Here is a 12,944-nt window from a genome sequence, read left to right on the forward strand (position 1 = left end):
AACTTTTATATCCTGACCCTATAAAACTGAAAAGAAAAAATCCTCAACTGTCGGATTAAATACTAACTATTACATGTAAAATTTAATAAAATTGGCTTCGCTTGTATGACCGGGAAATGGTGCATAATAATGCGCGGGACTTCTTGTATCATTTCTCCAAACCAGCACGTAAGCTAATTTCAGGTTTTCTGACTTTACTGTTTTCAACAAAATATCGGTCCACCAGGCGACTCCAAGCCCGTTTCAGTAAAAGCCGCGAGTTTGCCAGCTTTGATAGCATACGCTGAAACAATTTTTAATTTCGTCAATCCGGCCTCCACATTATATTTTCCATCTCTTCCAAAGTCGCCATAGTTGTCCATGCCTACCATATCTACCCATTCATCACCCGGATATCGCTCAAAAAATTGATCTTCCGAAATAAACTTATTATCGGGAGAGAATGTATAAATAAAACTATGCACACCCAAACTATCTCTTAAATAAGAAACGGTAAACCGCCAAAGCTGTTTAAACTCTTCTGTTGTACAATGACTCCTGCCCCACCAAAACCAATCGCCGTCAAACTCATGATAGGGAGGGAAAATCATCGGCAGCTTCTTGCCATCCCTCCCCTTTATTGATTTTACAAGACTTCCAATAATGCCAAGTATTGATTTGTATTTGTCGTGATGTGAGCCACCCGGTATGATGTATCTCACTGCAGGGGCTGAGATACTGTCTTTCCAATAAAAGTCTCCTGGCGATACCGGGTTGGAGAAATGCCAGGAAATAGTGGTAATGCCTCCCCGGTTGTAAGTATCTGCAATATTTTTTCTTAATGCCGATTTGTTGTTTTCAATCTCGTTGTCAGATCTGCCGGAAAGGCCACTAAAGTCAACACCGATCACGGCCGGATGAGAACCCGTAACCGATTTTACATCCGATCTGTCTGCATCACCCGACCAACCATGAACGTATTCCGTTGCATGTTGATGACCAAACAGAATGTGGCTTTGCGATAGTTTATCAAGATTCCGGAATAATGCTTTTGCTTCATTTGTGGCCGCTTGATCAATCAGCTTTTTATTTTGGCCGACCCCAGCTACTGATATCAACGATAAAAAATAAATAAAAACTTGCTTCATATAATCTCTTTATTGATGTCCTCATCCCTTTTTTTGCAGAACGTTTTCAATTGCCGTTAATTCGTCATTGCTAAATGACGGATTATTCAACGCATCAATGTTATTATCCAACTGGGCAACAGAACTCGCACCAATCAATACTGTAGTTACCCGTTTGTCTTTCAGCAGCCATGCCAGCGCCATTTGAGCCAGCGACTGATTTCTTTGTCTTGCTATTTCATTTAGCTCCCTGATTTGTTGCAACCGTGTATCCGTCAGTTCTGATGTTTGTAAAAAACCATGAGCTTTCGCGGCCCTTGAATCAGTGGGTATACCCTTTAGATATTTATCAGTCAGCATACCCTGCGCTAAAGGAGAAAAAGGAATGCAACCCACACCATATTGCTCCAATACATCCAGCAAACCACCTTCAACCCACCTTTCAAACATCGAATATTTTGGTTGATGAATCAGGCAAGGCGTTCCCAATTGTTTGAGGATTTCAATAGCTTTTTTGGCCTCAGGTGCCTGGTAATTGGAAATGCCTGCATACAATGCCCGGCCACTGCGCACTGCCGTATCCAACGCCATCATCGTTTCTTCTAAAGGTGTATCAGGATCGGGACGATGGGAGTAGAAAATATCAACGTAGTCTAATTGCATTCTCTTCAGGCTCTGATCAAGGCTTGATAACAAATACTTCCTCGAACCCCATTCACCATAAGGACCCGGCCACATTAAATAACCAGCCTTTGTTGAGATGATCAACTCATCACGAAGACTACCGGAAAAATCCTGTTTCAATATTTTTCCAAAATTTTCTTCTGCCGAGCCGGGAGCCGGGCCATAATTATTGGCCAGATCAAAATGAGTAATGCCCCTGTCGAAAGCCCGCCGGATTATTTGTTTTCCGTTTTCATATACATCTACCGATCCGAAATTGTGCCACAGGCCTAATGAAATAGCAGGTAGTTTTAAACCGCTTTTACCGCAGCGATTGTATTGCATACTGTCGTAGCGGGTTGAAGAAGGATTATACATAAAATATTGTAGCGATCAGGCTTTGGTGATTAAAAAAATATCCATTCAAATATCAACTGATTTTGTTGAAGATTTACCATTTCATTACTCTTTTGATAAAACTCATCAATTCTCCGGCTATAAGCAAGCCAAGCTGTAAAAATGCTCAATAGAATTACCGGACGTTGAAGAGTGCGACGCAACGAAAATTGATAGTAGTAATATAGCCTGGTCATAAAGCTCCCTTCCCGAACTCCGTTCCTTCCCTTCGCTTTGCTTGGGAAGCCCTCACCAGTGGAAGCCACCTTCACACAGCCCAAGCTTTTCAACATACCAATACAATCCCGTAGTATCATTTATAAGTAAACTTTGCTTTCTCATCTCCGATCATGACTTCAAACTCTCCGGGCTCGGTTACTGTTTTCAATTTAGCATTGACGAAGGCTAGATCATTTTTATCAATTGTAAATGTTACTTTCTTTTCTTCACCTGCTTTCAGGCTGATTTTTTGAAAAGCTCTAAGCCGTTTCATACAGGGTGTTATGCTGGCATACAGATCGCGGGTATATAATTCGACAGTATGTTTTCCATCACGATTGCCCGTATTCTTTACAGTGATGTTTACATTTAGTTTTGCATTGCCTGTCAGCGTTGCGCTGTTTAACTGCAGATCGCTATATTCAAAAGTTGTATAACTTAATCCATGACCGAATGCAAATAACGGATCGTAACCTGTATTGATATTATCATTGAATACTTCCCGTACATCTTCGGTTGGCTTCCTGTCATACATCACTATTTCACCCATGCTACGTGGATAAGAAAAAGGTAATCTTCCATCAGGATTGTAGTCGCCGAACAATACATCAGCAACGGCTTCCGCGGTTTTCTTCCCACTCCAGTAGGCCATCACTATTCCTTTTACAAATGGCTCAATAGAGCTAATGAAACGGGGTCTTCCCTCCGTCAATATCAATATTACCGGTTTGCCGGTAGCTATAGCTGCTTTGGCTAAAGCTATTTGTTCTTCCGGCAATGCCAGCTCACGGGTATTGCCCGGGCTTTCTGCATACGCATCTTCACCAATGCATAAAACAATAATATCGGCGGTCGAAGCAGCAGCAGTCAATTTTGCTGCATCATAGTTCACTGCACTATCAAATCCTTTACCTGTTGTTGTAATCACATTTGCTGCACCAACTTTATCTGTTATAGCTTGCAAAATAGTTTTACTGTCTGCCGGATACCATTGTTCTTCTTTTCCCTGCCAGGTGTAGCTCCAGCAACCGTTCAATGCGCTGATGCTTTGTGCCGACGGACCAGCTACCAATACCTTTGTATTTTTTGATAAAGGCAAAACATTATCCTTGTTCTTTAATAATGTCATCGCTTCATGTGCTGCATCCAATGCCAGTGTTTGATATTCCGGCTTTCCGAAATTAGCGGCAGCAGCTGGTTCAGGATATGGATTATCAAACAATCCCAATTTGTATTTCAATACCAGTATTCTTTTCACCGCATCATCTATGCGACTCATGGAAACTTCTCCTTTCTTCACCGCTTCGATCAATAAATCATAAAATGAAAAATCACTGGGCACCATGCTCATGTCAATACCAGCATTAATAGCCATCACAACTGCCTGCCTTGGAGTAGATGCTATATTATGCCTGTCATGCAGCCGTTTGATATCTTCCCAGTCGGTAACGATCAAACCCTGGAAACCTAATTCCTTTCTTAACACATCTGTCAATAAATATTTATCGGCATGTACAGGTATGCCATTTATTTCACTGGAGTTGATCATGATGGTAGAAGACCCCGCTTTTACTGCCTCACGGAATTGCGGTAGGTAATATTCACGCATTTCTATTTCCGGCAAATAGATCGGTGTTCTGTCTTTACCTGTTCTGGAATTTGAATAACCGAGATAGTGCTTCATGCAACTGGCTACTGCTGTCGGGTTTTTCAATCCATCTTCTTCATAAGCTTTTATCACAGCGGCTCCCATTGTTGCACCGATATAAACATCTTCGCCATACGTTTCGGGGAAACGTGACCATAATGGCTGACGGCCGATATCCAATACGGGTGCAAAATTCCAGCGTACGCCTGATGCTCTGAGTTCTTTTGCCGCAACTTTAGTGACGGCTTTTGCCAATTCCACATTTCTTGTTGCCGCCATTCCAATATTATGCGGGAACAAAGTAGAGTTCAATGTATAGGTTTGACCATGTATGCCGTCCAAACCATATACAACGGGGATTTTTAATTTAGTATTCTTTGTTTCATCCTGTATCTGTGTGATGAGCTGTCGCCATGTATCCGCAGCTAATGCATGAGCGGTTGTATTTAATATAGACCCGACTTTATAATCCACAATAGCTTTTTTCAAAGCAGCGGGATCAAGGCTTCCATCCTGATTGCCCCATCCACCTTTTGCAACGATTGCTAAAGTAATCTGTGTCATCTGGCCTACCTTTTCTTCCAGGGTCATTTTCTTCAGAAGCGTTTCTGCTTTTTGCAAATCGGTCTGTGCATTAACAGCAATACAACCACTAAGAATAAGAAAAAGAGAAATATTTTTTTTCATAACAGCGCTATTGAATCATTATTTATTTAATCAGTGAATTTACCGGATAGTTAATGCTTTTATCATTTCATCGGCCACAAGTTGGTTTCCTTTTTCGTTCAGGTGCACCCTGTCAGTGGTCAGTATGCCGGATTCTTTATCTTCCGCATTATTTTCCTTTTCATATTGAGTAAAAGCAGCTCTCAGGTCAATCAGAATGCAGTTGTATGTTGTTGCTAATTTCCTGATCACAGCCGAATATTTTTCCAGGTCGGCATCCTGTGGGTTGGCATTGTTTTTTTTCTCGCCAATCACTGAAGGTGTACAAACAGCTACTTTAATATTTTTCGCCTGTAGCTTTTTGATGATCGCCACATAAAACTTTTCATATTTGTCCAGGTCAGTTCCTGTACCTGACGATGTTTTGTGCCACACATCATTGATGCCAACATATATCACTACTACCTGCGGGTCTTTTGCCAGTACATCATCTTCCATCCGCAGATAAAGATCATATACTTTATTGCCGCCTATTCCCGCACCGGCTAACTCATATTTTTCCTGCAATGACTGCTGGCTGAGATAATTCTGTATGCGATCAATGTATCCACCTTGGCTTACACCAGCCTGCGTAATGGAATCACCGAAGAAAACAATCTTTGTTTTTTTAACCGCGGACATAGAAATCAAAATAACCAGTACAAAAGGAAGAAAGATAATTTTTTTCATACGTTCATAATGTTTGATCAGTGAAATTTACAGCATTATTTTTTGTCAATGGCCATTATAACGGCACCCCGGGCAGGTACGGTGACTTTTATGCCATTTGCCGTAAGTGCTGACAGGGCTTTGAGCGTAGCATAATCAGCAGGCCCGCCAGCACTCTAACCGAAGTATCCAGGCTGGCCAATATGACGGGTGCTTCATTCAGTCGTTTTTTCAAAGCAAGAACGGGCATCACCTTTATGGATAGCCTGCTGGAAATGCGGCTGGGGCATGCGTCACGATTGCTGATTGATACAACACAGTCCGTAGCTGAAGTAGCTTACAATTGTGGCTTCAACAATATCTCCAATTTCAACCGCCTGTTTAAAAAGAAAAAAGGCTGCACGCCAAAAGAGTTCAGGGAAAATTATAGTTACGGCAACAGGGTGTTTATATAGTTACGCCATAAAAAAATCCCGCTGAAAGCAGCGGGATAGAGGTGGGTACTACCTTTTATATGGTGGTTTTCCGTCCTTGTGTTTTTTTAACTGCATCCGCCCTGATTGCCACAATTCAGACATTTATAACAAGTGCCGCTCCGCATCATGATATGACCGCATACATTGCAAGCCGGTGCATCACTTTGCATATTCTTCGCCGCTGCATTTACAGCATCTAAAGCACTGTCTGCACTGCCTGCTTTTGCTTTTACGCCATATTGCGTTTTGCTTTGGGTTGTAATTGTTGTCGCTGGCACAGGCGTTATGCGAATGTTGGATAATTCCGGAGCCTTTTCATATTCCAGACCCGAGGGTACATCGTCCCAATCATCTGCCCCTGTATTCATAACCTCAGGCTTGTCCAATACATGCACCAGGTCAGTACGTCCGAGGTATTCATAACCCAATACACGGAAAATAAAGTCAACAATAGAGGTTGTTGATTTGATGTTCGGGTGTTCTACAAAACCAGAAGGATCAAATTTCGTAAAGGCGAACTTGTCAACAAACTCTTCCAGCGGCACACCGTATTGCAGGCCGATAGAAATAGAAATAGCAAAACAGTTCATCATGCTGCGCATGGTTGCTCCTTCTTTTGCCATATCAATAAATATCTCACCTAATGTACCATCTCCATATTCTCCGGTGCGAAGGAAGATAGCTTGTCCATTGATCTTTGCCTTTTGGGTAAACCCGCGACGCTTGGCTGGCAACGAACGGCGCTCCACAATGCTCGCCAGCTTTCTTTTCAATTTAGTATCAGGTGATGATTGTACTCTTTTTTGCACTTCTTCCAACAATTCTTCTACTGTCAGCTTGCTCATATCAACAATATTCGATTCAGTAATTGTTGATGCTTCATCTGCCTTTTCACTTTTCACTTCTGACTTCTCACTTCCATCCTGAGCGGAGCCGAAGGACTTCTTCTTCTTATCCGACTTCGTACTTAATGGTTGAGAAAGTTTAGAACCATCCCGATACAAGGCACAGGCCTTTAGTCCGAGCTCCCAGCTTAATAAATAAGCATCGGCTATTTCGCTCACTGTTGCTTCGTTCGGCAGGTTGATTGTTTTGGATATGGCGCCACTAATAAAAGGTTGTGTGGCCCCCATCATGCGGATATGTCCATGTGCATGAATATAACGCTGACCTTTTTTACCACATTTATTGGCACAATCAAAAACCGCCAAATCTTCTTCTTTTAAATGAGGCGCTCCCTCGAGCATCATCGTACCGCAGACATAATCATTGGCCGCTTCAATTTGTTCATCGCTGAAACCGAGTGCTTCCAGCAGGCTCCATTCAAAGTCATTGTATTGCTCCGGTATAAAGCCGAGGCGTTGCAAACACTCTTCGCCCAGTGTATACTTGTTAAAAACAAAACCGATTTCAAACGCAGCGTTTACGGCTGCATCTAATTTTTTAATCTCGTCAGCAATAAACCCTTTCTCGCTCAACGACTGGTGATTGATAAACGGGGCACCCGCAAAACTTTTGGCACCTACGGCGTACTTGATGATGGCTGCCGTTTCCTTTTCTGTATAGCCCAAATTTTTCAGCGCAACAGGTACAGATTGATTTATAATCTTAAAATAACCGCCACCAGATAGTTTTTTAAATTTCACCAGGGCAAAATCAGGTTCAACGCCGGTAGTATCACAATCCATCACCAATCCAATGGTACCAGTTGGTGCAATTACAGTAGCCTGTGCATTGCGATAGCCATATTTCTCACCCAGCTCAACCGCATCATCCCATGCTTTGCATGCAGCCTTCAACAAATAATCAGGGCAATGTTCTGCTTTCAATCCCTGTGGCTTTAAACTCAGCGCTTCGTACTCATCAGCGTCATAAGCAGCCAACCGGTGGTTACGCATCACCCGCAGCATATGAGCTTTGTTCTCCTCGTATCTTGGAAAAGCACCTAGTGCCTGTGCCATCTCAGCTGAAGTCTTATAAGCAACACCCGTCATGATTGCTGTAATAGCACCGGCAATTCCCCTTGCATCTTCGCTGTCATAAGGTATACCGCTTACCATCAGCAAGGTGCCCAGGTTAGCATAACCAAGGCCTAATGTCCTGTATTCATAACTTAATTGAGCTACCTCTTTGGATGGAAATTGCGCCATCAACACGGATATCTCCAATACCACTGTCCAAAGACGGCAATTGTATTCATAACCTTCTACATCAAAATGATTTTTTTCAGTATCATAAAACTTCATCAGGTTGGCTGATGCCAGATTACATGCTGTGTTATCTAAGAACATGTACTCGCTGCAATTGTGGATGCTAATCCCATTGGCAACAAAATGATGTGTGTCAGGTTCCGTTAAATCAAAAACCGGCTGTTCATTTAAATAGGTAAAAGAGAAAACTGAATCTGTCAATGGTTCTTTATAAGTAGCTACCATTTGATTTAAAGTATCCAATTGTTTTGCCTTAATGCTTTCAGGCATGAAACCGATATGCTCTTCAAACAACAATCTGGAATATTTAGAAATCCGCAGACTATGCATTTCTTTTACGGCATATTCTTTTTTGTTTCCCTTACCATCCGGCAAAAATGCTGCTTCTTTTCCCGCTCTCCGGTTTGCATAAATTTTAGACTTTATTCCGAAGTTTAATAACAATAATTGCACTTGTTGTATTAATTCCAATGAGCATGAATCCAATGCTACATATTGGGATTTACTTCCATAATTAGCCACACAGCCATCTGCTGTAAACAAACCCCTGAGCAAAGAAGCCTGTTCATTTCTCGTTAAAAAAAATATTTTATCAGTGAACTTTTTGTTTTCGCTTCCAGCATCCAGCACGGCAAACGCTTCAAACAATTCCAGCATCCGGGGGCTTCCTGCAGCGATTCGTACTGTTGTTCCCGCAGTAGTTACGTTTCCTTTTTTATCATGTTCTCCTAACGTTGAACGTAATGCATTGATCGTTGCATTTGCCTTACTGACTACTTCATTTTCGCAGCTATTCATATTCAAAAAAGCTACCCTTCTTCGCCTTCCCAGAGCATCATTCTCATTCAGGTGTGTAATGCATCCATCTCCTGTCAGCAAACCAATCAATTCTGCAATGTCTGCGGAACCAGTGGAATCATTACCAAATTCTCCTTTATGTAACCGGACAATATCATCTTTTGTCAATTCACAGGCTGGAACATCGCCCCTGTTTTCGGTAAATACTTTATGATCAGCGGTGAGTTTTAAACGATAACCACTCCTGGTCATTAATTCATAAACTGGTTTTGTTCCTGTAGGAAAAATATTTTCGACCCAATGTAATTTTCCATCCAGCCCCTTAATGCCCCTTGACTGTCCAACGAGGTCTCCAATTCTTTCTAATCCCTTATTTGTAGTTACAAAAGTGTCTGCGGTAATACATGGATTAGAGGCCCTGATCTCACCTCCTTCCGGGCAGGTGTGCCATTCATTGATAGTAGTATTGTATTGCGTACCAGGATCTGCACAACGCCAAGCCGCATAAGAAACCTGGTTCCATAATTCTTTGGAAGGAACTTTCTTCATTACCCTGCCATCCGTACGGGCGGTCAATTCCCAATCTTCATTGTTTTTTAGTCTTTCAAAAAATGAATTGGGAATGCGAACAGAATTATTAGAGTTTTGTCCGCTTACTGTTTTGTAGGCTTCACCTTCATAATCGGATGCATAACCAGCATCGATCAGAGCCCCCACTTTCTTTTCTTCTTCTACTTTCCAGTTGATGAACTCTACGATCTCCGGATGATCCAGATCGAGGCAAACCATTTTAGCGGCACGACGGGTTGTACCACCGCTTTTAATGGCTCCTGCAGCACGGTCACCAATTTTTAAAAAACTCATTAAACCACTTGATGTACCACCACCGCTTAATTTCTCTCCTTCACCACGCAGGTTGGAATAGTTGGTTCCCACACCTGACCCATATTTAAATATTCTTGCCTCACGAACCCAAAGATCCATGATACCGCCATCATTCACCAGGTCATCATTCACACTTAAAATAAAGCAGGCATGCGGTTGCGGACGTTCATAGGCTGATGTAGATTTTTTTAATTCCCCATCTGCCTGGTCAACATAATAATGCCCCTGCGGTTTTCCTTTGATGCCATAGCTCTCATGCAATCCGGTATTGAACCATTGCGGTGAATTAGGTACACACATTTGATTCAAAATGCTATACACTAATTCTTCATAAAAAATCTGTGCATCGGCTGAAGAAGCAAAGTAGCCATACCTTTCTCCCCAAGCCTTCCAGCAGTTAGCCATCCGATGCGCCACCTGCTTAGCAGAGGTTTCCCGGCCAAGACTGCCATCTGGTTGTGGCACGCCGGCTTTGCGAAAATATTTTTGGGCTAAAATGTCTGTGGCAATCTGGCTCCATTGTTTGGGCACTTCCACATTGGTCATTTCAAACACTTTTTCACCCGAAGGGTTTTTGATCACAGAGGTGCGATAATCGTATTCGAACTGATCAAACACATTCACCGTATCACTTGTATAGCGACGATGGAATTTCAATCCGCTTGCGGCGGTTGGTTGCTTTTTACCAGCCATAACAAAAACTATTTAACGGGTTAAGATTAGAATTAATGCCTTAGGTGGGAGGCGTTCACGAATATATTTTTTGCTGCGATATTTTTGAAGCTCCAAATATGCACATTGTGTGGAAAAGCAATGTGAATAATGTCAAAATTCGTACCTGTATTGAGTTTGCTGATTTTTGCACAGTTTTTCCGCCCATTACACATAATTTTTTTTGGCCGTAAGTCCTTAAAATACTAATCCGGTGTTCCCGGTTTACTGCCTTCTATAATTAATAAAACATTTTATCCTGATATTTTGTTTTTTTGCAACCATGCAAAAATTAGTCCTTTGTTTTTTATTAGTCTATATAAGTTGTTCGTTTTGTGGATTGAATGCCCAAACACAGTTCTCCGGCTGGCTGGCATCATTTAATACGTTTAAAACAGGCAAAAGAACAAGCATTCATGCCGATGTGCAATGGCGCAGCTCGAACGAGTGGAAACATACACAGACCTTATTGTTGCGATCGGGATTGAATGTGCATTTGAATAAACATTTTACTGTTACAGGCGGCTATGCTTTTATACACAATCGGCGGGTACTGGGAGATATCAGTGGTTATACACCGGAGCACCGGCTTTGGGAACAATTGCTTTACAATCATAAAGTCAAGACCCTATCCATCAGCCATCGCCTTAGGTTTGAACAGCGTTTTATGGCGAAAACTATTATTGCTGATGAAGAACTGAAAAAAGATGGATCCCTCTATGCCAACCGCATTCGCTATTTTATAAGAAATGTCATCCCCTTTCAACAGCAAAAAGCATTCAGCAAAGGATTATTTGCCGCTTTACAAAACGAGGTATTTGTGAATATTGGCAACAAAGCCAACGTGAATGGAAAATACTTTGACCAGAACCGGCTTTACGTGGCGCTTGGTTGCCGGGTGAATCCGGCGTTTGACTTAGAAACGGGTTATCTCAACCAGTATATTAATGGCCGGAATAACAGTTTTACAAATAATCATGTTTGGCAGTTGGCGGGGTATCTGAGGTTGTAGATAGCTATTTTTCCTTTTTCAACAACCTTTCAATAACAGGATACATTTTATTTAAAAAATTATCCTTGTTGGATCCTGGTTTAGTAGAACCACCGATGGAATAATAAGCCAGCTTACCTTTTTTATCGCTGATAATATTGGCAGGAAAGCCGCCATTGAAATTTAAAATATAACATGAGTCAACACTAATGAGAATTATCGGGTACTCAATTTTATATTTTTGTCGTATTCGCTCAATCGTTTCCGGTTTTTCAAACGTAAAAGATAAAAATTGAAATGCTTCATTTGATTTAAAATCCTGGTGCATATCATTCAATGCTTCCATCTCTGCCATGAAAGTGCGCAGGCTTCAAACCACAAATTCAGTACCGTCACCTTGCTCTCCAAACTGTCTTCAGTATAAAATTGCTTGTCCGTTGAATAACATTTAAAAGCCGGAATACGTTGCCCGATTAGTTTCACGGGCTTATTTCTTATTTCTTCGAAATAATCATCTATTTCCTTTTGTGTTTGTGCCTTTAGTGAAACCGAAAAGAATGTCATTAATAAGAATGTGCAAAACCTGATCATAAACGACAATTTTTACAAAAAGCGACTCCGCCAGTAGCGTAAATCCTTTGTAAATTAACTGTTTAAAACCCAAAAACTTTTTGCATTTTTGCAGCTAACCAACCGGTACCGGATGAAGTTAGCTATTTACCATTCATTGACAGAGAAGAAAAAACTGGGAAAGAAATCTTTTGCCGTACTCATTGATCCCGATAAGGTTAGCCCATCAATGCTGGACGAACTGACCATCCTGGCGGCCGATGCAAAGGTGGATTACCTGCTGGTAGGTGGCAGCCTGGTTATCTCCAATCACCTGGATGAATGTGTGCAGCACATTAAAAAAAATTGCTCTATTCCCGTTATTCTTTTTCCCGGTAGTCCATCGCAGGTAAGCAAATACGCCGATGCATTATTATACCTCTCCCTGATCTCCGGCCGTAATCCTGAGTTGCTAATCGGGCAACATGTGGTATCAGCGCCATTTGTAAAACAGAGTGGCCTGGAAATTATGCCTACGGGTTATATCGTGGTGGATGGCGGCGCACCTACCACTGTTTCTTATATCAGTAATGCGGCTCCTGTGCCGGCTGATAAAAACGAGATTGCTATGTGTACAGCCATGGCCGGTGAAATGCTGGGCATGAAATTAATCTATATGGATGCCGGTAGCGGCGCCAAAAGAGCCATCAGCGAAACGATGATCGCTGCTGTTGCAAAACATATTGATACTCCCCTGATCGTTGGTGGCGGTATTAATGATCCCGAAAAAGCTTATTTGAATTGCAAAGCCGGTGCTGATGTGATTGTTGTCGGTAATGCCATTGAAAAAGATGCATCACTGATTAAAGAAATGAGTGATGCTGTGCATTCGGTCGCTGTTAAAAGCATATAGGGGCG

At 41.8% G+C, this 12,944-nt stretch carries 11 protein-coding genes; 3 read left to right on the top strand and 8 right to left on the bottom strand.

From position 1 onward, the window contains the following. Positions 1-203 precede the first annotated feature (203 nt). From ACFEL9_RS22915 to ACFEL9_RS22935, 5 genes are read right to left on the bottom strand one after another with little or no spacing between them, the layout of a single operon-like run. Positions 204-1,127, bottom strand: a complete 924-nt coding sequence (locus tag ACFEL9_RS22915) for a glycoside hydrolase family 26 protein (RefSeq protein ID WP_385894939.1) — start codon at positions 1,125-1,127, stop codon at positions 204-206. 21 nt (positions 1,128-1,148) lie between these two features. After that, positions 1,149-2,147 carry an L-glyceraldehyde 3-phosphate reductase gene (gene mgrA, locus ACFEL9_RS22920; protein WP_385894941.1) on the bottom strand — a complete coding sequence of 333 codons (999 nt, stop codon included), beginning with the start codon at positions 2,145-2,147 and terminating at the stop codon, positions 1,149-1,151. Positions 2,148-2,176: 29 nt separating this feature from the next. Further along, positions 2,177-2,482 carry a hypothetical protein gene (locus tag ACFEL9_RS22925; protein ID WP_385894943.1) on the bottom strand — a complete coding sequence of 102 codons (306 nt, stop codon included), beginning with the start codon at positions 2,480-2,482 and terminating at the stop codon, positions 2,177-2,179. After that, positions 2,479-4,719, bottom strand: coding sequence for a glycoside hydrolase family 3 N-terminal domain-containing protein (locus ACFEL9_RS22930; RefSeq protein WP_385894945.1), 2,241 nt, complete (start codon positions 4,717-4,719; stop codon positions 2,479-2,481). Before ACFEL9_RS22930 ends, ACFEL9_RS22925 begins: the two co-directional genes overlap by 4 nt. A 39-nt stretch (positions 4,720-4,758) precedes the next feature. Next, entirely contained in the window at positions 4,759-5,427 is a 669-nt protein-coding gene (locus ACFEL9_RS22935) for an SGNH/GDSL hydrolase family protein (RefSeq protein WP_385894947.1), read from the bottom strand. Positions 5,428-5,600: 173 nt separating this feature from the next. On the opposite strand from ACFEL9_RS22935, the gene ACFEL9_RS22940 reads away from it, so the two are divergent. Continuing rightward, positions 5,601-5,861, top strand: coding sequence for a helix-turn-helix domain-containing protein (locus ACFEL9_RS22940; protein ID WP_385895480.1), 261 nt, complete (start codon positions 5,601-5,603; stop codon positions 5,859-5,861). A gap of 86 nt (positions 5,862-5,947) precedes the next feature. On the opposite strand, the gene ACFEL9_RS22945 is transcribed toward ACFEL9_RS22940, so the two are convergent. Then, positions 5,948-10,468 (bottom strand): ribonucleotide reductase barrel domain-containing protein, encoded by a 4,521-nt coding sequence (locus ACFEL9_RS22945; RefSeq protein WP_385894948.1) that lies wholly within the window; start codon positions 10,466-10,468, stop codon positions 5,948-5,950. A gap of 301 nt (positions 10,469-10,769) precedes the next feature. On the opposite strand from ACFEL9_RS22945, the gene ACFEL9_RS22950 reads away from it, so the two are divergent. Beyond that, positions 10,770-11,498: a DUF2490 domain-containing protein gene (locus tag ACFEL9_RS22950; protein ID WP_385894949.1), complete on the top strand. Its 729-nt coding sequence runs from the start codon at positions 10,770-10,772 to the stop codon at positions 11,496-11,498. Positions 11,499-11,502: 4 nt separating this feature from the next. On the opposite strand, the gene ACFEL9_RS22955 is transcribed toward ACFEL9_RS22950, so the two are convergent. Next, a complete protein-coding gene (locus tag ACFEL9_RS22955; protein ID WP_385894951.1) occupies positions 11,503-11,832 on the bottom strand; it encodes a peroxiredoxin family protein in 330 nt (109 codons plus the stop codon). Further along, positions 11,811-12,068: a hypothetical protein gene (locus ACFEL9_RS22960; RefSeq protein ID WP_385894953.1), complete on the bottom strand. Its 258-nt coding sequence runs from the start codon at positions 12,066-12,068 to the stop codon at positions 11,811-11,813. The genes ACFEL9_RS22955 and ACFEL9_RS22960 overlap by 22 nt, the downstream gene beginning before the upstream one ends. A 112-nt stretch (positions 12,069-12,180) precedes the next feature. On the opposite strand from ACFEL9_RS22960, the gene ACFEL9_RS22965 reads away from it, so the two are divergent. Continuing rightward, the gene (locus ACFEL9_RS22965) at positions 12,181-12,939 is read left to right on the top strand and encodes a phosphoglycerol geranylgeranyltransferase (protein WP_385894955.1); all 759 of its coding nucleotides are present in this window, start codon (positions 12,181-12,183) and stop codon (positions 12,937-12,939) included. Positions 12,940-12,944: the final 5 nt, after the last annotated feature.

Origin of the sequence: Terrimonas alba (assembly GCF_042434975.1) — a bacterium.
Classification (GTDB): domain Bacteria; phylum Bacteroidota; class Bacteroidia; order Chitinophagales; family Chitinophagaceae; genus Terrimonas_B; species Terrimonas_B alba.